This window comes from Pantoea sp. JGM49 (genome assembly GCF_018257655.1).
GTDB lineage: Bacteria > Pseudomonadota > Gammaproteobacteria > Enterobacterales > Enterobacteriaceae > Pantoea > Pantoea communis.
This window is the reverse complement of the sequence record NZ_JAERJM010000003.1, coordinates 219,781-240,069: the sequence shown is the minus strand read 5'-3', so window position 1 is coordinate 240,069 and position 20,289 is coordinate 219,781. Positions and strand designations below refer to the sequence as shown.

Genomic DNA, 20,289 nt, shown 5'->3' with positions numbered 1-20,289 from the left:
CAACTGATGAAAACCTTGCTGATGGCCATTGATAATTCACCGGTGGCAGAAAAAGTCATCGCGTTAACCATTGAACAAGCGCTGGCGCAACAGGCTCAGGTCACGGTGTTGTGCTGTGTTGATCCCGCTTATTCATCCTGCAATCAGCCGATCGAAATCGATGCGGGCGAAGATCCAGATGATTTCGTCGCGGCAAAAGATGAACAAAATACCGCTGAAATGGTGGTGCGTCACGCGCTGGCCCCGCTACTGCGTGCCGGTGTGGCTGCCAAAGGTTTGATTCTGGCCGGTGAAGCCGCGGAAACCATTGTGGCGCAGTCCAATGCACTGAAGGCCAGCATGATCATCATCGGTCGCCGTCATCTTTCTCCTTTTAATCGCTTACTTAAAGGTTCGGTGAGTGCGGCTGTGATTGAGCGCGCCAACTGCCCGGTTCTGATTGACGTTCGCAAGGATTAATCACGCTCCATGTTTTCCCTCTTACCTATCACGCTGGCGGCGTTTGCGCTGCTGGCGGTGATTATCATCGTTCTGATCCGCACCACGGCACTCCGCTTATGGCAGGGGTTAGTGCTGTTTTTACTGCCGTTAATCCTGGCGAACATGCTGTGGTTTAGCTGGTTACATCCACGTCAGGAGCGACAGGCGCTGGAAAGCGAGGTGGCAAATCAGTTAAGCCTCGCACCCGGCTATCGTCAGCTCAAAACACAGGAGCCGGCGCTGTGGCAAATGCTTAATCGCGAGTTACTGCACAAGCGTATGGAAGGCGTGCCTGCTGACCAGGCGCTGGGCGAGTTACGTGGATGGCTGATGGATCTGGTTAATCAGCGTATGGCGCGTGCAGATGACGAGACGCTGCTCAATTATTTGCGTGTGTCAGTGCAGGAGATGCAGGCACTGCAGCAGCCGGAGCCACAACGCTGCTTCCGCTTCCTTTACCCGCAGGTAAATGGCGGCATCAATTTGCAACAAGCGCTGTCACCGACGTTGTACCAGCGAGATGCCCTGGCTTTAGATATGCTCCTGAAAAACAGCACAGGCGAAGAGCGACCGATTGATCAGCAGGGCGCACAACGTGATTTGCAGAGCGTCGTGGAGAAACTTTACGGCAAGTGGGGTGATAAACTTCAGCAACTCAACATGCCTGCTGATACTGCCGTTGATCGCAGCGCCATGTGTGCCATGTCGATTGATCTTTACAGCGGCATTCTCGCATTGCCTGCCAAACAGTCCGCCAACCTTTTGCGTAAGATGGTCAGCCTTACCGGTTAGGTTTACGCGTAAAAAAAAGCCCGCTCAGCGCGGGCATAAAGGTCACTTTCCGTTTTTTTTCTCGTGTCACCTGGTGTGGTGCAGACTTCGTGCTGTCTGAAAGCATCATGGCATCGGTTAAGTGATATGAAAAACCGTTTGGTTTTATTGATTTGATTGGTAAAAACTTTTTAAAAATGACTATTTCGCGCCAGTTTCCTATAGATGCGTGCGGCATTGGCATTTAGACTGCTTCGCCTGGAAGAGGACACCCTAATGAAAAAAATGCTTATTAGCGCACTCGCGCTTTTTATGCTGGCCGGTTGTAGTGTCAGCAAACCCGGTGGATTTGAACGTGTTGATGAAGATAAAAGCTCAAATACCGTGCAATATCGTTATGACCCGCAAACGTTGAATAAAGATGCGATGGAAGTCGATCTGGCGAATTATTGTAACCAGCGTGGATTTGATAAAGTGGAATCGCTGCCGGCACAGGACAGCCATCTGCCCGGATTAAAGAAAGCCTGGTATCAATGTAATTACGCGGTAAAAAGCTAAAAGAAAGGGCGGGATAAATTCCCGCCCTTTTTGTTTTTTTTATTATGTGCTGTGTGTGCTTTGCCCAATTACCAATGGCGACCATGATAACCATGGTCATGATGCCAGCCGCCACCGTGGCCCCAGCCCGGTCCGCGACCATATCCGTCATGAACGATACAACCACTCAACATCGTCATAATGGCAACAACCGAAGCCGCTTTAATAAGTGTTTTCATGGAGAGTCCTCCTCTTTTCCAATGAAGCCAGATTACCGGGGAAAAGTGGAGTGAAGATGCAGTAAATGTAGAGTTATTTCTGGATCTATTACCAGATATGTCAATTTAAAGCTAAAAACGTCAAGGCGGGAAATAAACCAATCAGATAAAACCGAATGCCTGATGATAATAACGCGAATAGTCTGAAAAGCAATCCTAAATAACAGCCGTTCTCAACTCTTAAAACATTACGCAGAAAAGATGGAGAAAATAGATGCCGCACAGTGATGCGGCATCTGTTGAGATTAATTATGCAGCAAAGGTTCAGTCACGTTTTGACGATTTGGCAGACGGATGCTGAGCGACAACACCAGTGAAATCACCAGCAGTGTCATGATCAAGCTGAAGGTCACGGTAAAACCACCAAACACAGAAGCCACCAGTGAACCCATCACGCTGCCGATACCGAATCCCAGGTAAATCAGCCCGTAATTTTTCGTCAGATTATTAAGACCAAAGAAATCGCTGACCAGGGAAGGGAACACGGTGATGGTGCCACCAAAGCTAAAGGCAACACAGGCCAGTGACAGGAAGAAGGTGGTTTCATTCATCCGGGTAAACAACAAAATGCTCATGCCCACCAGTGAAACGATCTGTGCCAGTGAAATGACGCGAATACGTGCCATTTTATCGGAGAGTACGCCGAGAATAAGACGGCCACTCAGGTTAGCAATCGCGATGACAGTCACGGCATTAGCAGCGGTTTGCGTGGTCAAATGGACCATCCCTTCGCCGATGTCTTTCGCCACGCCAATCACATACAGTCCGCTCATGCAGGCAGTGAGGAACATCAGTGCCAGCATCCAGTACTGTGGCAAGCGTACGGATTGCGCCAGCGTGTAATCTTTTTCCAGCACTTTCGCGTTACCGCTGCTTTGCTGGATAGGGGCATCACGCATCATCAGCGCACCCACAATGATCATACTCATCGCCAGCACACCCCAAATCATAAAGGTGTTCTCCAGACCGTAAGTGCTGAGCAGCGCGCCACAGATAAATTTGAAGCCGAGGCTACCTAAACCGTAAGCACCAATCGAGCAGGCGGAGATTAATCCTTTGCGCTCCGGGAACCACTTCACGCAGTTTGACAGCGTCATCAGGTATCCTGCGCCATCCGCTAAACCGACCAGGATGCCGGCGCTGAGATACAGCATCATCAGGTTATCGGCATGAGCGGTCAGCCAAAAGCCAATCGCCATTAAAATCCCGGCGCCGATGGTGACGTTACGCACACCAAAGCGCTCCTGTAATTTTCCCGCCAGTGACGATGCAATCGCCAGGCCCAGGCTGAGTAAACCAAACGAGAAGGCAACCTGACTGATTGGCGCATCAAGCTTATGCGCCAACTGGCCGTTAAACAGGCTCCAGGTGTAAACCGAACCCAGTGCAAACTGAGTGATGATGGTGCCGATAAGGGTAAGCATGCGGGTGCGCTGCAACTGCGCGGATAGTTCTGTTTTCATTTTTATCTCTCCCCTCAGGGAATGCGGAATCTGCAGCGATAATAGGCAGCTTACGCGCGCGTGGGGCGAAGGAGGGCATCAAGAGACAGGATGAAGGAATGAAATGCAGTAATACGGGTATGAATGGCATTGGGTCACAGTGATGTCAATTTAAGCGTAGCGGTTGCCATGGGTAAGCATGTGTAACCGGGTGTTATAAGCGTACCGATCTCGCTGCAAGATGACAGTTTTTTGCCAGGCTTAAGATTCACTCAATAGGAGGAAATATGACAGACCGAGCATATGAATCCGCGTCAAGCGAGGATGAAGTTTGCTGCATCATCGGTCAGGCGGTGATCGAGTTAAGCGATGAGCATCAGCCTGTGAATAAATCCACGCTGTCGCTGAAATTACTGGCTATGGCCGATCGCGACAGAGATGATGAACGCGTTCTGCTTTACTGGATTGCCAGAAAAGCCATCAATAAACCTCACCAGCTCAATATCGGCGTTCAGGGCTGGCGCTAGAGGACCAAAGAGCGGGCGCAATGCCCGCTCTCGCTACTCATGCCAGGCGTAATTTGCGTGCCGTGGGCCAGCGCACAAACATCACCATATTCCCCATCAGAATCATCGACAGACCCACGATGGCATTGCTGTGCCACTGATATCCCTCATAAATGGTCGACAACGTCAGTGCCACCAATGGGAAAAGCAGTGTGCAGTAGGCGGCCTGACTGGCTCCGATACGGCCGACAAGCGTGAAATAAGCGCCAAATCCCAGCACAGAGCCAAAAATGGCCAGATAACTCATCGAACCAAGCCACTGCAAATTCAGCGCAGGCGCTAATGAATCGCCATTCAATAGTGCGATGATTGCCATAACAATTGCACCATATAACATGGCATAGCTGTTGGTGGTTAGCACATCACGTTGACGGCGCTGATGGCGAGTCGAAATCATGTTACCCAAAGAGAATCCAAGCGTGCCCAACGCGCTCAGCCCAACGCCCCACAGCAGTTGCGGAGCCGGGTGTGCTGCCTGAATGTCATTCCAGAACAAGGCAACAATTCCCCCCAAACCAAGCACGGCCGCGGGCAACAGGCGAAACGGTGGGCGCTGACGGAAAAAGATCCAGCTGTTGAGCGCGTTATACAGCACGGCCATGGAGAAGATGACCGATTCCAGGCCACTGCTGATCCACGCTGCCGCATGATAGAAACAAACGAAGTTGAAGCCAAATACGCAACAGCCTTGCATTAAGCAGAAAAGGTGATCCTGCTTATCCAGCGGGCGCAGACGTTTAATCAGTTTCAGGATCACCAGCATCAGTATTGAGGCCAGCAAAAAGCGCCAGAATACTGCTACCAGAACCGGCGTGTTAGCCGCTTCTTGTTGCAGGAATATCGCAATCCAGGTCGTGCCCCAAATCAACACCACCGCAAGGTACAACATAATGTTCATCGCATTCTCTCCAGCAAAATCATTGCCTGAAGTGTGACGATCATGATGGCCATCTGCTTGCACGCGGTTGCGCGCGAATTGCAAAATCTTGCGCTTTTTACACGGATGTCCCGCGTTGGCCTGTTTTCTGGCCGTGGAGATCCGTAAACTGTGCGTTATTAACTTGTGAGTGGATGCCTTTGATGCCCGATTATCAAACCTTCGACATGCTGCAGCGCCATAAAGCGCAATTGCGCGATAGCGTGCAGCTTTCGGGTGGCATCAAGTTGGCGGCCTGGTTTAATAGTGGCGATCGTGTCACTAATCTTAGCGATCACCATACGCTCAGCCTGTATACCGCTGACGGCTATGACACCTGGCATAAAACTCAGCATGGTTGGCGCAACGGCGGTGGTCCGGATCGCTTCTGCCTGATGCCTTCTGGTATTGAATCCACCTGGGATTTACGCGCCGATTTGTCGTTCGTACATCTCTACTGTACTGACGAGCACTTGCGTCATCTTGGCGAACAGATTTGGGATCGCAGCCCCGCCCAACTTAACCTGCATGAAAAGATCTTTGCCGACGACGATCGCATCACGCAACTTTATCGCCATTTCCTGCTGAGCGTTGACTGGCAGCAACCCGCCAATCAATTGATGCTGAGCAGTGCCTCAACGTTGTTAATGACGCATCTTTTGCAGCGCTACAGTGAAGTGCAGTGGCAGGCGCCACAGGTGCGCGGCGGATTAGCCCCCGCGGTATTGCGGCGCGTGTTGGCTTTTATTGATGCACAGTTGGATCAGCCGTTGACGCTGGCGCAATTAGCTGCGGAAGCTTCATTGAGTGAGTATCACTTTGCTCGCATGTTCCGCAGCAGCGTGGGCGAAGCGCCACATCAGTTCGTGATGCGTCGTCGTATGGATACCGCACTGCAACTGCTAAAGTTCAGCGCTCTGCCGTTAACTGAGATCGCGCTGCGTTGCGGTTTCCACTCTTCCAGTCACTTCAGTAACCGTTTCCGCCAGTTGCATGGTGTCACCCCTTCCGCATGGCGCCAAAACGCGCACCAGCTTTGATTCCGCTGTAATTACCTGAAACAGCCAGTTTCTACCTTCGAGAAACGTATCAGATTCATTCACTCTCATGCTAATTGTGATGAACTTTTCTTAGCCTTAGATACAATGCCATCCATTAACATGTTGTTTTTGATGTAATAATTACATGTTTAACTTATGCGGAGTGGTAACGATGGAAATGCGCGTTTCAAAGCTTGAAGCCGATGTATTTGAAATGAAGGCAGATATTAAAACGTTGAAAACCGATATGGAAACGGTGAAAACCGACCTGGCGGTGATCAAGTCTGACTACGTAACGAAAGCCGATTTACATCAGGAAATCGCTAAAACTCATGTAGAGATCGCCAAAATTCACATAGAGATGACCAAACAAACCAAATGGATCCTGGGTGGAATAATGAGCGCAACTGGACTCAGCTTGGGTATAGCGCGCTGGCTGTTTTGAGGGATTAGACCTAAAGCCAATATGAGGGAATGATGAACACTGCAAGCTGCCCTTCGTCACATCCAACGTCCATTCAGATTCGCATGTTTACCAGGAGTAGATTTCTGCCGGGGGATGGCATTGCTTATGCTCAGAATTATAGTTACCAGGCTGGAGGAAACATGCTTGAAGTGCGCGTTGTAAAACTTGAATCTGACGTCAGTCATATTAGACGTGACGTTGAAGAGCTAAAGGCCGATGTAAAATCAATCGATAGAAACATGGCTGCCGTGCTTGAAAAACTAGAAGGTCTCAAAGAGTCACTCGCTAAAAAGCCTTTGACAGATGCAGTTGATAAAAAGATCTCTGAAGCGAAGTTGGCTGTTTTACTCGGTGTTCCAGCCTTAATCGCTATTGGCACTTCGGCCTACAAGTTGATAGCGCATTTCTATTTCTCATGAAGACCCGTAGCCGTCTTGGTTTAGTTAAACCCACCGCCACTCATCGAAAATCTTTGCGTGCCAATGATTCGGCGATTGCCTGATATAAAGGGGGATGAGGAGGGCAGCGAACGGCTATATGGTGTCCCCTGCAGGAATCGAACCTGCAACTAGCCCTTAGGAGGGGCTCGTTATATCCATTTAACTAAGGAGACGCGGCGCGCAGTATAGCGTACCGACCAGCAGAATTTAACCGTGTAAATCCTGTTTGCTCAATCTATCAACAATGTCGTGCCACAGATCACTGTTGTTTCTTCTGCGCTTTCTCTTTGCGCTTCTGTTCCGCCTTCGCTTTGGCCTTCGCCGCCTCGCTCATATCGTTGCGAATTTGCGCATGGCTAATCAGTGCAAAAATCAACGTGCCGCCGGTGATATTTCCCAGCAGGGTAGGCAGCGCAAACGGCCAGAGAAACTCCTGCCAGGGCAGTGTGCCGGCAAACACCAGATACAGCACTTCTACTGAACCCACCACGATATGGGCCAAATCTCCAAGCGCCACCAGCCAGGTCATCATCACGATCACCACGATTTTGGCTGCTCCCGCGTAAGGGAACATCCAGACCATGGTGGCGATAATCCAACCTGAAATCACGGCATTGGCAAACATTTCGCTGGGGGAGTTGTCCATCACCTTTTCGCTGATCACGGTGAAGGCCTGGCGAGTTGCCTCGTCAAAAATCGGCATATGATTAAACGCCAATGCGCCGAGCGCCGTACCGATCAAATTTCCTGCCAGCACTATGACCCACAGACGCAATAACAGCATGAAATTACCGCCGGTGGGTTTGTGCATCACCGGTAATACGGCGGTAACCGTGTTCTCAGTGAACAGTTGCTGCCGCGCCATAATGACGATGACAAAGCCGAAGGTATAACCCAGATTCTCCAGCAGGAAACCGCCTGGCACATCGGCCAAATGCACATGGAAAATCCCTTTGGCCATCAGCGAAGCGCTCATGGAGAGCCCCGCAGCCACGGCAGACCATAATAAGGCCATGCCGTCGCGCTCTAGCTCTTTCTCGCCATCCTGGCGAATCTCTTCATGAATGGCAGCAGCCCGTGAGGGCAGGGCATCTTCATCCACTTCTATCTCTTTCCCCTGGTCCTTTTCGTCGCTCTCGACATCATTGTCATGTTCTGAAATGGATGGTGATTGTTTCATGTTTTCTCCTGGTGATAATGCCAATGCGTAATAAGCGTAGACGGTTTTATCAAGGGCGAAATGTTACGAAGATTCAATTTAAGAGTAACAAGATTTTAACTGAGGCGATTTATTGCGCAATTCCTTGATCTGATGCGCACGAATACCCCCTTTGGGGGAAGTGAGAGCTTCCTCACAGACTTCGGCCCACAGATTCATTGTGGTATTATCCCCGCCTTATTTCACAGCTGCGATTCCCTCTTTCATGCTCGAAGTCATCAATCTCTCATGCGTTCGTGATGAGCGAACCCTGTTTCATGGTCTGAGCTTCCATGTGCAACCGGGTGACATTGTGCAAATTGAAGGCCCTAACGGGGCAGGAAAAACCTCACTGCTGCGTCTGCTGGCTGGATTAAGCCGGGCAGAAGAGGGCGAGGTGATGTGGCAATCGCAGCCGATTCGTCAGCAGCGCGAAATATGGCATCAAAACTTGCTCTATCTTGGCCATCATCCTGGTGTGAAGTCGGTACTCTCACCTCTGGAAAACCTGCATTTCTGGCACGGCGATCGTGATGAAGAAGTGATTTTCGACGCGCTGGAGCAGGTGAACTTGCTGGGATATGAAGAGGTGCCGGTTGCGCAGTTGTCCGCAGGGCAGCAACGGCGTGTAGCCCTGGCTCGCCTGTGGCTCAGCCCGGCAAAAATCTGGATTCTGGATGAACCGCTCACGGCCATTGATAAAGGCGGCGTGGAAAAATTAATGGCGCGTTTCGCTGAACATGCCGATAACGGAGGCGCAGTGATTTTGACTACCCATCAGGATTTGCCTGATGAGAGTGAACGCGTGCGCAAAATCCGCCTCATCTCGGAGTGGGTTTGATGTTAGGTCGCGTGATTCAGCGTGAGTTGAAAATTGCATTTCGCAGCGGTGCCGAGGTGATTAACCCGCTGTGGTTTTTCCTGATTGTTATCACGCTGTTTCCGTTAGGTATCGGGCCGGATCCTCAGCAACTGGCGCGCATTGCGCCAGGCGTGGCGTGGGTTGCGGCATTGTTAGCCTCACTGCTGGCGCTTGAACGACTGTTCCGTGATGATTTTCTGGATGGTTCGCTGGAGCAACTACTTTTGCTACCGACACCGTTGCCCGTCACGGTGCTGGGAAAAGTGATTGCTCACTGGCTGATTACGGGCTTGCCACTGATTTTACTGTCGCCTCTGGCGGCACTCCTGCTGTCACTGGATTTTGCTGGCTGGCGCGCGATGGCGCTGACGCTTTTACTCGGCACGCCAACCTTGAGTTTTCTTGGTGCGATTGGCACCGGTCTGACCGTTGGGCTGCGGCGTGGCGGCGTACTTCTGAGTTTACTGGTATTGCCGTTGTCGATACCTGTTCTGATCTTTGCCAGCGCGGCCATCGATGCCGCCGGTCAGGGATTGCCGATCGGAGGCTATCTGGCAATTCTTGGCGCGATGCTGGCAGTGAGCGCAACACTTTCGCCGTTCGCAACTGCCGCGGCTTTGCGCATTAGTCTGCATTAATCCGTGCTGCCCCAGAGCCGCCGGTATCCGAATTCTTTTTTATTGTGAGCTATGCAAATGTGGAAATGGTTACACCAGTGGGCAAAGCCTGAGCGGCTTTACCAGCTATGCGGTCGCTTAATTCCTTGGTTCGCCGTGCTTGGCGTGGCAACGCTGCTGCTTGGTTGGGTGTGGGGCTTCGGCTTTGCACCGGCCGATTATCAGCAAGGCAACAGCTTCCGTATTATGTACATTCACGTGCCAGCCGCGATGTGGTCAATGGGCGTTTACGCATCCATGGCGATTGCCGCGTTTATCGGCCTGGTGTGGCAGATGAAGATGGCGGATCTGGTTTCGGCAGCGATGGCGCCTATTGGTGCGGTGTTTACTTTTATCGCGTTAGTGACGGGTTCCGCCTGGGGCAAACCGATGTGGGGCACCTGGTGGATTTGGGATGCGCGCCTAACCTCGGAACTGGTGCTGCTGTTCATCTATATGGGCGTGATTGCGCTCTATCACTCGTTTGAGGATCGTCGCACCGCCGGTCGTGCCGCAGGCATTCTGATTCTGGTGGGCGTGGTTAACTTGCCCATCATCCACTTCTCGGTACAGTGGTGGAACACCCTGCATCAGGGATCGTCAGGCATTTTGCAGCAGGCAATTGCGCCGAGTATGCGGACGCCGCTGCGTTGGGCCATTCTCGGTTATCTGCTGGTGTTTGGCGCGCTGACGCTAATGCGCCTGCGTAACCTGATCCTGTTCAGCGAGCGCCATCGTCCATGGGCGATCGATGTGGCTCAGGGAGGGCGCAAAGCATGACACCGGCTTTCTCATCATGGAGCGACTTCTTCGCTATGGGCGGCTATGCCTTCTATGTCTGGCTCGCCGTCATCCTCACGTTAATCCCTTTATTCGGTCTGGTGCTGCATACCCTGTTGTTCCGCCGCCGTTTGCTGGCAGAAATTCGCCAGCGTCAATCCAGGGAGCGCCGCATTCGCGCGGCCAAGTCGAAAAAAGCTGCCAGTGAAGCAGCAGGAGAAACCGTGTGAATATCCGTCGTCGTAACCGCCTGTATGTGGTGGTCGCGATTTTGGTCGGCTTAGGCCTGGCCACATCGCTGGTGATGTATGCGCTGCGTTCCAACATTGACCTGTTTTACACCCCGAGTGAAATTCTGTACGGCAAAGGTGAAGCGCATCAGATGCCGGAAACCGGGCAACGTCTGCGCGTCGGCGGCATGGTGATGCCTGGCAGCGTGAAGCGCGATCCGAAAACGCTGGCTGTCTCTTTCAAGCTGTATGACGCCAACGGCGTGATCAGCGTAAGTTACGAAGGCATCTTGCCGGATCTGTTCCGTGAAGGGCAGGGCGTGGTGGCGCAGGGCGTGCTGGAAAGCGGCAACCTGGTCAATGCCAAAGAAGTGCTGGCAAAACATGACGAAAAATACACCCCGCCAGAAATTGAAGATGCGATGAAGAAAAACCACACAGGACCTGCAGCGACTTATCAGCAGGCAGGTGCTCAATCATGATGCCGGAAATTGGCAGCTTTCTGCTTTGCCTGGCGCTGGGACTCGCGCTGCTATTAAGTATTTATCCGTTGTGGGGCGCAACCCGTCAGGATGCACGTTTGATGGCGATGGCACGTCCGCTGGCGTGGGGCATGTTCGCCTGTATCGTTGCCGCCTTCGTGGTGCTGGTACATGCGTTTATCGTTAACGATTTCAGCGTGGCCTATGTCGCCACCAACTCCAACACCCTACTGCCGGTTTACTACCGCATCGCGGCCACCTGGGGCGCGCATGAAGGTTCACTGCTGCTGTGGGTGCTGTTGCTCAGCACCTGGACGGTAGCCGTCGCGATTTTCAGTCGCGGCATGCCGCAGGATGCACTGGCGCGCGTGTTGTCAGTCATGGGGATGATCAATCTCGGCTTCCTGCTGTTTATTACGCTCACCTCGAATCCGTTTACCCGAACCCTGCCGAACTTCCCGGTTGATGGCAGCGACCTCAATCCGATGCTGCAGGATATCGGGCTGATTTTCCATCCGCCTCTGCTTTACATGGGGTATGTCGGTTTCTCGGTGGCATTTGCGTTTGCAATTGCGTCATTGATGGCAGGGCGCCTCGATACCGCATGGGCGCGCTGGTCACGCCCGTGGACCACCGCAGCCTGGGTTTTCCTGACCATTGGTATCGTGCTCGGTTCTGCGTGGGCCTATTACGAACTGGGCTGGGGCGGCTGGTGGTTCTGGGATCCGGTCGAGAATGCTTCGTTCATGCCATGGCTGGCCGGTACGGCGTTGATGCACTCGCTAGCGGTGACAGAAAAACGTGGTAGCTTCAAATCCTGGACGGTGCTGCTGGCGATCACGGCATTCTCATTAAGCCTGCTGGGCACTTTCCTGGTGCGTTCAGGCGTGCTGGTGTCAGTGCACTCATTTGCTTCCGATCCGGCGCGCGGCATGTTCATTCTCGCCTTCCTGGTGATCGTGATTGGTAGCTCGCTGCTACTTTATGCCATCAAAGGTGGCAAGGTGCGCAGCCGCGTGCAGAGCGAAGCCTGGTCACGCGAATCCTTCCTGTTGGGTAATAATGTGCTGTTAATTGCGGCCATGCTGGTGGTGCTGCTGGGCACGTTGTTGCCGTTAGTCCATAAGCAGCTTGGACTGGGCAGTATTTCTGTCGGCGAACCCTTCTTCAACACCATGTTTACCTGGTTGATGGCACCATTCGCTCTGATGCTCGGCATTGGGCCGCTGGTGCGCTGGCGTCGCGATGAGCCGCAGAAGTTGTGGAAACGCCTGGGTGTCGGTTTGCTGGTCACACTGATCTTGTCGATCGCGCTGCCGTGGCTGCTGCAGGACCGCATTGAAGCGATGACAGTGATTGGCTTGCTGATGGCGATCTGGGTGATTCTGCTGACGCTGATGGAACTGCACGAGCGCGCTACCCATCGCCACAGCTTCTTCAAAGGTCTGCGTCATTTAACCCGCAGCCATTGGGGCATGGTGCTGGGTCATTTAGGCGTTGCCGTAACAGTGGTGGGTATTGCTTTTAGCACTCAGTACAGCGTTGAGCGCGATGTGCGCATGAAGTCAGGCGATACCGTGGATATCCACAACTATCACTTCATTTTCCGCGACGTACACAATTTGCAGGGACCGAACTACAGCGGCGGTGTCGCCATTATCGATGTGACGCGTGACGGAAAATTTGAAGCGGTACTGCATGCTGAAAAACGGTTCTATACCGCAGCCCGTACCATGATGACCGAAGCGGCAATCAGCGGTGGTTTCACTCGCGATCTCTACGCGGCATTGGGCGAAGAGCTGGATGACGGTTCCTGGGCGGTGCGCATCTATTACAAACCGTTCGTGCGCTGGATTTGGTTCGGCGGCGTGTTTATGGCGGTCGGCGGCCTATTGTGCCTGCTGGACCCACGTTATCGTTCGCGCAAAAAAGCGCAGCAGGAGGAGCTGGCATGAGCAAGAAAATCCTGTTCATCCCGTTAGTGCTGTTTCTGCTGCTGGCGGCCGCGCTGTTGTGGCAGTTGTCTCGCAACGCTAATGGGGATGATCCCACGCGTCTGGAATCGGCGCTGATTGGTAAGCCGGTACCGGTTTTCAAACTGGAAGCGCTCCATAAGCCGGGCAAAATCTATGATCAGCAAGTTCTGACCGACGGCAAACCGATCCTGCTCAATGTCTGGGCCACCTGGTGCCCGACATGCCGTGCTGAGCATCAGTATCTCAACACGCTGGCCGAGAAGGGCATTCGCGTCGTCGGGCTGAACTACAAAGATGATCGCACCAAAGCGGTCACCTGGTTGAACACGTTGGGCAACCCTTACGCGCTGAGCCTGTATGACGGTGACGGCATGTTAGGGCTGGACCTCGGCGTCTACGGTGCACCCGAAACCTTCCTGATCGACGGCCATGGCATTATTCGTTATCGCCACGCGGGCGATATGAATGACCGCGTGTGGAACGAAGAAGTGAAACCACTCTGGGATAAATACAGCAAGGGGGCCGGTGCGTGAAACGGCTTCTTTTGTTAATCGCGGGCATTCTGCTCAGCACCAGCCTGTGGGCTGCCATTGATACTTACCAGTTCGATTCGGTACAGCAGGAAGAGCAGTACCGCGATCTCACCGGTTCACTGCGTTGCCCTAAGTGTCAGAACAACAGCATTGCCGACTCCAATGCGATGATTGCCGCGGACATGCGTCTGAAAGTGTATGAGCTGATGAAGCAGGGCCAAAGTCGCCAGCAGATCATCGATTACATGGTGGCGCGCTACGGCAACTTCGTCACCTATGAACCACCGGTTACCCCTTCAACGCTGATTTTGTGGGTGGGGCCGGCGCTGTTTGTGGTGCTGGGCGGCTTGATTATTATTCTGCGCAATCGCCGGGGGAAAACCCGTAGCGATCTCGACGACGATGAACAACAGCGCCTTGCGGCGATTCTTAAGCGTGACGGGAAGCCGTAATGACTGGATTCTGGATTACCCTGATTATTTTGCTGGTGGCGGCCTCGGCGCTGTTTCTCAGTGCAGGCTGGCGTCAACGTCAAGCCACTAGCGGCGATCGCGATCGTCTGAATACCGATTTCTACCAGCAGCGCCTGCGCGAATTAGCGCGTGATGAAGAGGAAGGCGTGGTTGCCGAGCGCCCGGAGATGGTGCGTGAACTGCAACAAACGCTGCTCACCGATGTGCCGAACGAGCACGCCGCGCGCATCCATAGCAGTAGCCGTTGGGTGCTATTGCCGGGACTGATTGTATTGTTGCTGGTGTCGGTTGGCTTTTACCTGAAGACAGGTGGACTGGCGCAACTGGCCGGTTGGGTTAGCGTGCAGCAGGAATACCCCCAGTTGCGCGCCCGTGTGATGGATCCCAAAGCGGCGCCCTTAACCATGGAAGAGTTGGCTCGCCTACAATTAGGGTTGCGCACCGCTCTGCAAGACGATCCGCAAAACCTCAATGACTGGACGATGCTTGGCCGCCTTGGCATGGTGCTGAATAACGCGACGAATGCCAGCCAGGCCTTCCAGCGCGCATTGCAACTGGCACCTGATAATCTGGAACTGCAGCAGGATTATGCCGAAGTCCTGACGCGCTCCAGCGATCCGCAGGACAACCGCCAGGCCAATGTGATGCTGAAAGATCTGCTAAAACGCGATCATAGCAACGTGCGCACCCTGAGCTTGTTGGCATTTAATGCTTTTGAGCAGCAGCAATATGATCAAGCGATTGGTGCCTGGCAGGTGATGCTGAAGCTTCTGCCCGCGGGTGACAAGCGCATTACCATGATAGAGCGCAGCATTGAACAAGCGAAAACTGATGCGGGACAGCAAAATAGTCACCTGGCATTGACGGTGAGTTTAACTCCGCAGGCAGAAAAAATGTTACCGCAAGGCGGAGTGTTGTATATTTCTGTGTCTGACGGTGTTTCACCGGTGCCTGTGGCTGTGAAGCGTTTACCGCTGAGCCATTTCCCGTTATCGCTCACGCTGGATGACAGCAACGCCATGATGCCCGATCGCCTGCTTTCGGCGCAGCATCAGGTGCAGGTCAGGGTGCGTATATCGCGCGATGGTAGCGCCAATCCTCAGTCGGGAGACTGGTTTGGCTTAAGCGCGATCACCCCCTGGGATGGTCATCAGCAACTGGCTGTGGAGATTAATCAACAGCAGCCCTGAAGCGATACATTATTCAACCGCACAGGGAGATAAGAATGAATAACCGCCTGACCGGTCTGGCGCTGGCCAGCTTGCTGCTGGTGGGATGTGCCAGTTCCAAACCGGCCGATCCAACGCAGCCTGCCCAGCGTAGCGATCCGCTCGAAGGCTTTAACCGCACCATGTTTAACTTCAACATGAACGTGCTGGATCCTTATGTGGTGCGCCCGGTTGCGGTTGCCTGGCGCGATTACGTGCCGGTGCCTGCGCGCAGTGGTATGAGCAACTTCCTCGGCAACCTGGACGAACCGGCCAGCATGCTGAACTCGATTCTGGTGGGTGAACCGCGCCAGGCAGGAATCCACTTCACGCGTTTCTTCCTCAATACCGTATTGGGCTTGGGCGGATTTATCGATGTGGCGGGCAAAGCGAATCCTGAATTGGCGCGAGAAGTCCCGCACCACTTCGGTAGCACGCTGGGTCGTTACGGTGTGGGCTACGGTCCTTATGTGGTTCTTCCGGGTTATGGCAGCTTCACGGTGCGTCAGGATGGCGGCGACTATGTCGATACGCTTTATCCGGTACTGAGTTGGCTGACCTGGCCGATGTCGATTGGTAAATGGACACTGGAAGGTGTGGAAACACGTGCACAGCTGTTGGATTCCGACGCCATCCTGAAACAGCAGCAGGATCCCTATGCGTTTATCCGCAACGCCTACTTCCAGCGTAATGATTTCCTCGCCAACGGCGGGAAGTTAAAACCGGAAGAGAATCCGAACGCCAGTGCGATTCAGGATGATTTGAAGGACATCGATTCGCAGTAAAATTGAATGGCGGCTTTCTCAGCCGCCATTGTTTTATTCCAGTTTGACGGGTTGCTTTAGCAAAATCCCCACCGCATTTGCGCATCCGAATGTGATGGCTGCCAGGCCATAAAGCAGTATCTGATACGCATGCTGCACGTTGAGTCTCAGCAGTGATGCGGAAATCTGCGGCAGTAATTCCTGTGCTTGATGAATATGACTTCCGGATAACCACACGGCAGCGTTGTCACGCGTGACGACATCCACGTCTGGTAAGCGCTGCTGTAGACCAAAGCGATTGAGCAGTGCCAGCATCGCCATGACGATCGCCAAAGCAATGCCTTCTCCAGCCACGCGCACGGTATTAAACAATCCCGCAGCCATGCCTGCGCGATCTATGGATACCGCCGAGACGGCGAGGCCATCCATTAATCCCCATGGCAAGGCGGCTCCCGCACCAGTGATGACCATGGAAAAGGCAAGTAGAGTCAGCTCATTCAGGGTGATGGCATACCCCATGCCGAACAATCCAAGCGTGGCCAGCAACAGGCCTGCTACCGAAATTTTACCCGCATCAAACCAACGCGTTAATCCAGCCGCAACGCTGGGGAACAGCAGCATCGGTGCCGTCAGCGACAGCAAAATAATTGCGCTTTGGGTTTCGCTGACATGACGTGCGCCCATTAAAAAAAGTGGGATAACGATCAGCAAAACCACATAGCAATAGCAGGTGGCCACAGGCAACAGCAACACCCCAGCAAAGTGCGGCTGACGTAGCAATGCCAGGCTAAACACGGGATGGGCGATACGCTGCGTATGGCGAATGAAGCGCCAACCCGCCAGCAACGTCACGACAATGCCGACGATCGCGGCTGAGGACGATACGCCATATTGGGGTAACAGGATCAGCGTGGTGGTGAGCGCAAGGAGAGCGAGACTAAACAATGCCGTGCCGCGAATATCTGCCGGTGGGGAATGTGTTGCTGGCGCGGACACCACACTGAACTGACCCACCAAACCCACGATGGCCGCCAGAGTGGACAGCAGCGCATACACCCAAAGCCAGCTGAATGCATCGGTGATCACGCCCATTAACAGTGGACCAAACGCCAGCCCGACGCCAAATAGTGTGCCGAGCAAACTAAATGCCCGCGTGCGAGCCGGTCCACTATAAAGATGGGCCAGTGCCGTTGCTCCGCCGGCCAACGTAAGTGCTGCGGCGATGCCCTGTAATGCACGATAAATACCGAGGGTAAAGGTGCTGTCTGTTAGGGCAATCAGCAATGAGCTGAGGGAGAAAAGAGCCAGCCCTGCGATGAACACCCGCTTGTAACGCAGTTTGTCTGCCGCCACACCCGCCGCCAGCAAGCCGCTGCCGAAGGTCAACATAAAACCGTTAGTTAACCATGCCAGCGATAGCGGCCCACCGTGTAAGGCGTGGCTGATGGCGGGAGTGGTGACCACGCCGCCAGTAAAACTTAATGGGAGTAACAGTGCCGCCAGCAAAATAGCCAGGGTTGCGCTAATCCTGCCCCCTGTCAAAGAGGGAGAACTGATTTCTGCCATCGTTTATCTCGCAAATGTTGGGATAGATGACGCCGCATATTATTGAGGATATAAAAGGGGATAAATGGGGTTTGGCTCCAGACTTTGCGGACAAAAGGTTTCTTATCATGGACAGTATTTCGGCATTAACCTCCTTTGTGCGCACGGCTGAAACGCTCAGTTTTGTGCAGGCGGCGCAGCAACTGGGAATTTCTGCTTCGGCAGTGGGGAAAAATGTTGCCCGGCTTGAGCAACAGTTGGGCGTGCGGTTGTTCAACCGCAGTACGCGCAGCGTGAGCCTGACGGTTGAAGGTGCGTTGCTATTGGCACGCACGCGTCCCATTTTGGAACAGCTGCGTGATGTTGAGGCCGAGATGACTCAAACGGTGGCGCATCCGAGCGGTAAACTGCATGTGTCGCTGCCAGTGGTGGGATATCGACTCATCACGCCACTGTTGCCTCAATTTAGTCAGCTCTATCCTGATGTTGAATTGGATTGTGATTTTAGTGATCGGCTGGTCAATGTCATCGATGAAGGTTTTGACGTCGCGATTCGCAGCGGCGAGATGCAGGATTCACGTTTACAGGCGAGAGCGTTGGGGCCTTTTCGTTTTGTGCTGTGTGCCAGCCCAGCCTATATTGCCGCGCACGGCAGGCCAGCATTAAGTGCAGATCTTATCGATCACCACTGTATCCTTTTCCGCTTTCCCGCCACGGGATTGATTCAACATTGGGAGCTGGACGATCTGCGGGTGACGGGGGATTTCCAACCCGTAAAAAAGCTGACGGTGAATAACATTGAAGCCATGGTGCAGAGTACGCTGGCCGGAATGGGGATCAGCTATGTGCCGGATTTCGTCGTCCGGGAATTACTGGACCAGGGCGAGTTGATTGAAGTGCTGCCGGGAAGCTGTATCCGCGAAAGTGGTTTTTCGGCCATTTGGCCAGGGCGTTATTTATCACCGCGCGTACGTTGTTTTATCGATTTTCTGGCAGAACACTGGCCGGTGTCGCGCCGGCAATAAAAAACGGCGACATCACTGTCGCCGTTTTTCACACTGTGTTCAGCATCAGAACTTGTAGTTAAAGTTCGCGCCGTACAGCCAGGCTTTACCTTCGGAGTTAAAGGTGTAAGGGCCTTCTTTCACCGTGACTTTCTGGCCGTGCATGTAAGAGATACCAAGGTCGACTGATGCATTTTCGTTGAAGGCGTAAGAAGCACCGGCACTCAACCACAGACGGTCCTGATCCGGAATTGAGATTGAGCGTTTATCGGCAGGAACCGGGCTGTCATCAAACGCGATACCAGTACGGAACGTCCAGTTATCGTCGTAGAAGTAAGTGGTACCCAGCGCGATACGATACGCATCCTTGAAGCCTTCATCTTTATAGAACAGCGTCTGACCGTTGCTGCCCGTGGCCTTCAGCTCCTGGAACTGGCTCCAGCTGGTGTAGGTCAGGCTATAGTGTACGGCCCACTGTGGTGCCACTTTATGCCAGCCCGACACTTCCCACATCTCTGGCAGGTTCAGCGTGAGTGAACCCGGAATGGTTTGGCCGCTGGTGCCGTAAGGCAGACCTAAAGCAATTGCCTGCGGTGTACCGTTGTAAGCGGTGGGAATGCTGCTCTTGTAATCGCCGTCAAAGTCAATTTTGACTTCTGAACGATAGGTGAAGCCGAAGCGGTTGTTCTTATCCACTTCATAAAGGATGCCAGCGTTCCAGCCGTAACCCCATTCATCACCTTTCAGGTGGGCAACCTGAGTATCCGCTGGCATGCCGACGCGAGCGCCGGCTTCACCCGCATAACGTTCGATTTTTGCTTTAGCGTAAACTGCATCAAAGCCAACACCAAAGCTGAAGTGCTCGTTCAAACGATAAGCGGTGCTAAGGTTAAAGTTACCGGTCATCAGGTCGGTTTTACCACCGTAACCGCCAGCGGTGTAACCGTCATTGAACTCTGTCGCCAGACCATAGTTAGAGGTGACGGATGCGCCTACCCACCACTGATCGTTAATCGGATGAACGTAATGGAGGTTAGGGATCCACTGATTCGGTGCGATGTTTTTCGCATTCAGGCTGTTGCCGGTTGGGCTCTGGCCGCTGATATCCACTTCTGGATCAATATAAACGGTACCGATGGAGAAAGAAGGGCGATCCATCAATGCCATGGTCGCCGGGTTACGACTGGCAGATGCGGCGGTATCGCCCATCGCACCTTCACCCGAATAAGCACGACCTAAACCAATTGCTGAGAATTCATTAAGTTGAAAGCCTGCGGCGTAAACCTGGGAAGAGATAAGCGCCAATGCAGCTGCCACAGCTGACTTTGCAAACAGGTTCTTATGGTTCATGACCACAACCTCATCTAGATTTATTATTAAACGTTGTTACGTCGCGTAACAAAGGACGGCGGATTGTAGGGACTGATGACAAAGGCACATATCAGACCAGTGCGACGAGTATAGGTCTGACCTGTGTATTTGTTGCAATAATGTTTTTTAAATATTTCCGATTTGATCGATAAAATCAGATCTGCTTAACAAAATCTTGTCGATGCCCATCTAGCATAGCGGTCAAATTTGTTCTGGATCAATTTTTAGTGTGATATTCGTCACTTAGCCGCTGAGAGATAGAAGCCAGGCC

General features: G+C 53.0%; 24 protein-coding genes and 1 tRNA gene. 18 read left to right on the top strand and 7 right to left on the bottom strand.

Translation table 11 applies throughout. The features are described from left to right. Positions 1-6 precede the first annotated feature (6 nt). The 3 genes from JK231_RS07150 (at position 7) to JK231_RS07140 (ending at position 1,809) form a co-directional block, all read left to right on the top strand. The gene (locus JK231_RS07150; protein WP_034825207.1) at positions 7-459 is read left to right on the top strand and encodes a universal stress protein; all 453 of its coding nucleotides are present in this window, start codon (positions 7-9) and stop codon (positions 457-459) included. A 9-nt stretch (positions 460-468) separates the two neighbouring features. After that, positions 469-1,272, top strand: a complete 804-nt coding sequence (locus tag JK231_RS07145; RefSeq protein ID WP_058959045.1) for a hypothetical protein — start codon at positions 469-471, stop codon at positions 1,270-1,272. Positions 1,273-1,527: 255 nt separating this feature from the next. Further along, complete coding sequence (locus tag JK231_RS07140) at positions 1,528-1,809, top strand: lipoprotein (protein WP_038645632.1); 282 nt, start codon at positions 1,528-1,530, stop codon at positions 1,807-1,809. Between the two features lie 68 nt (positions 1,810-1,877). On the opposite strand, the gene JK231_RS07135 is transcribed toward JK231_RS07140, so the two are convergent. After that, positions 1,878-2,027 carry a hypothetical protein gene (locus tag JK231_RS07135; RefSeq protein WP_166934934.1) on the bottom strand — a complete coding sequence of 50 codons (150 nt, stop codon included), beginning with the start codon at positions 2,025-2,027 and terminating at the stop codon, positions 1,878-1,880. A gap of 284 nt (positions 2,028-2,311) precedes the next feature. Continuing rightward, positions 2,312-3,529 (bottom strand): MFS transporter, encoded by a 1,218-nt coding sequence (locus tag JK231_RS07130; protein ID WP_034825201.1) that lies wholly within the window; start codon positions 3,527-3,529, stop codon positions 2,312-2,314. A gap of 266 nt (positions 3,530-3,795) precedes the next feature. Here JK231_RS07130 and JK231_RS07125 point away from each other — a divergent pair, with 266 nt between their 5' ends. Beyond that, a complete protein-coding gene (locus JK231_RS07125) occupies positions 3,796-4,035 on the top strand; it encodes a hypothetical protein (RefSeq protein WP_034825199.1) in 240 nt (79 codons plus the stop codon). Positions 4,036-4,072: 37 nt separating this feature from the next. Here JK231_RS07125 and JK231_RS07120 read toward each other — a convergent pair whose 3' ends face one another. Next, positions 4,073-4,972 carry an EamA family transporter gene (locus tag JK231_RS07120; protein WP_097117238.1) on the bottom strand — a complete coding sequence of 300 codons (900 nt, stop codon included), beginning with the start codon at positions 4,970-4,972 and terminating at the stop codon, positions 4,073-4,075. A gap of 182 nt (positions 4,973-5,154) precedes the next feature. Between JK231_RS07120 and JK231_RS07115 the strand changes: the two genes are divergently transcribed. The 3 genes from JK231_RS07115 to JK231_RS07105 all read left to right on the top strand — a co-directional run bounded on the left by JK231_RS07115 (position 5,155) and on the right by JK231_RS07105 (position 6,915). Further along, positions 5,155-6,030 (top strand): AraC family transcriptional regulator, encoded by an 876-nt coding sequence (locus tag JK231_RS07115; protein ID WP_097116541.1) that lies wholly within the window; start codon positions 5,155-5,157, stop codon positions 6,028-6,030. Positions 6,031-6,202: 172 nt separating this feature from the next. Further along, the gene (locus JK231_RS07110) at positions 6,203-6,475 is read left to right on the top strand and encodes a hypothetical protein (protein ID WP_211728271.1); all 273 of its coding nucleotides are present in this window, start codon (positions 6,203-6,205) and stop codon (positions 6,473-6,475) included. Between the two features lie 161 nt (positions 6,476-6,636). Continuing rightward, positions 6,637-6,915, top strand: coding sequence for a hypothetical protein (locus JK231_RS07105; RefSeq protein ID WP_097116543.1), 279 nt, complete (start codon positions 6,637-6,639; stop codon positions 6,913-6,915). Positions 6,916-7,034: 119 nt separating this feature from the next. On the opposite strand, the gene JK231_RS07100 is transcribed toward JK231_RS07105, so the two are convergent. Together JK231_RS07100 and JK231_RS07095 are read right to left on the bottom strand one after the other, a co-directional pair. Continuing rightward, a tRNA-Arg gene (locus JK231_RS07100) sits at positions 7,035-7,109 on the bottom strand. Positions 7,110-7,195: 86 nt separating this feature from the next. Next, positions 7,196-8,116, bottom strand: a complete 921-nt coding sequence (locus JK231_RS07095; protein ID WP_211728270.1) for a formate/nitrite transporter family protein — start codon at positions 8,114-8,116, stop codon at positions 7,196-7,198. A gap of 244 nt (positions 8,117-8,360) precedes the next feature. Here JK231_RS07095 and ccmA point away from each other — a divergent pair, with 244 nt between their 5' ends. From ccmA to mlaA, 10 genes are read left to right on the top strand one after another with little or no spacing between them, the layout of a single operon-like run. Beyond that, the gene (gene ccmA, locus JK231_RS07090) at positions 8,361-8,975 is read left to right on the top strand and encodes a cytochrome c biogenesis heme-transporting ATPase CcmA (RefSeq protein ID WP_160833437.1); all 615 of its coding nucleotides are present in this window, start codon (positions 8,361-8,363) and stop codon (positions 8,973-8,975) included. Then, positions 8,975-9,634 carry a heme exporter protein CcmB gene (gene ccmB / locus JK231_RS07085; protein ID WP_038649973.1) on the top strand — a complete coding sequence of 220 codons (660 nt, stop codon included), beginning with the start codon at positions 8,975-8,977 and terminating at the stop codon, positions 9,632-9,634. Before ccmA ends, ccmB begins: the two co-directional genes overlap by 1 nt. A 57-nt stretch (positions 9,635-9,691) precedes the next feature. Continuing rightward, positions 9,692-10,432: a heme ABC transporter permease gene (locus JK231_RS07080; RefSeq protein WP_034825278.1), complete on the top strand. Its 741-nt coding sequence runs from the start codon at positions 9,692-9,694 to the stop codon at positions 10,430-10,432. Continuing rightward, positions 10,429-10,662 carry a heme exporter protein CcmD gene (ccmD, locus tag JK231_RS07075; protein WP_034825187.1) on the top strand — a complete coding sequence of 78 codons (234 nt, stop codon included), beginning with the start codon at positions 10,429-10,431 and terminating at the stop codon, positions 10,660-10,662. The genes JK231_RS07080 and ccmD overlap by 4 nt, the downstream gene beginning before the upstream one ends. Next, complete coding sequence (gene ccmE / locus JK231_RS07070) at positions 10,659-11,144, top strand: cytochrome c maturation protein CcmE (RefSeq protein ID WP_034825185.1); 486 nt, start codon at positions 10,659-10,661, stop codon at positions 11,142-11,144. The genes ccmD and ccmE overlap by 4 nt, the downstream gene beginning before the upstream one ends. Beyond that, positions 11,141-13,099, top strand: coding sequence for a heme lyase CcmF/NrfE family subunit (locus JK231_RS07065; protein ID WP_045831554.1), 1,959 nt, complete (start codon positions 11,141-11,143; stop codon positions 13,097-13,099). The genes ccmE and JK231_RS07065 overlap by 4 nt, the downstream gene beginning before the upstream one ends. Beyond that, complete coding sequence (locus tag JK231_RS07060) at positions 13,096-13,653, top strand: DsbE family thiol:disulfide interchange protein (protein WP_211728269.1); 558 nt, start codon at positions 13,096-13,098, stop codon at positions 13,651-13,653. The genes JK231_RS07065 and JK231_RS07060 overlap by 4 nt, the downstream gene beginning before the upstream one ends. Next, positions 13,650-14,105, top strand: coding sequence for a cytochrome c-type biogenesis protein (locus JK231_RS07055; protein WP_034825179.1), 456 nt, complete (start codon positions 13,650-13,652; stop codon positions 14,103-14,105). The genes JK231_RS07060 and JK231_RS07055 overlap by 4 nt, the downstream gene beginning before the upstream one ends. Beyond that, on the top strand, positions 14,105-15,316 hold the full coding sequence (gene ccmI / locus JK231_RS07050; RefSeq protein ID WP_097116547.1) for a c-type cytochrome biogenesis protein CcmI: 1,212 nt from the start codon (positions 14,105-14,107) through the stop codon (positions 15,314-15,316). The genes JK231_RS07055 and ccmI overlap by 1 nt, the downstream gene beginning before the upstream one ends. A gap of 35 nt (positions 15,317-15,351) precedes the next feature. Beyond that, a complete protein-coding gene (gene mlaA, locus JK231_RS07045; protein WP_045813678.1) occupies positions 15,352-16,119 on the top strand; it encodes a phospholipid-binding lipoprotein MlaA in 768 nt (255 codons plus the stop codon). 33 nt (positions 16,120-16,152) lie between these two features. On the opposite strand, the gene JK231_RS07040 is transcribed toward mlaA, so the two are convergent. Next, positions 16,153-17,664: an MFS transporter gene (locus tag JK231_RS07040; RefSeq protein WP_211728268.1), complete on the bottom strand. Its 1,512-nt coding sequence runs from the start codon at positions 17,662-17,664 to the stop codon at positions 16,153-16,155. Positions 17,665-17,771: 107 nt separating this feature from the next. On the opposite strand from JK231_RS07040, the gene JK231_RS07035 reads away from it, so the two are divergent. Next, entirely contained in the window at positions 17,772-18,668 is an 897-nt protein-coding gene (locus tag JK231_RS07035; protein WP_211728267.1) for a LysR family transcriptional regulator, read from the top strand. A gap of 45 nt (positions 18,669-18,713) precedes the next feature. Here JK231_RS07035 and fadL read toward each other — a convergent pair whose 3' ends face one another. Then, positions 18,714-19,997, bottom strand: a complete 1,284-nt coding sequence (fadL, locus tag JK231_RS07030; protein WP_097116550.1) for a long-chain fatty acid transporter FadL — start codon at positions 19,995-19,997, stop codon at positions 18,714-18,716. Positions 19,998-20,289: the final 292 nt, after the last annotated feature.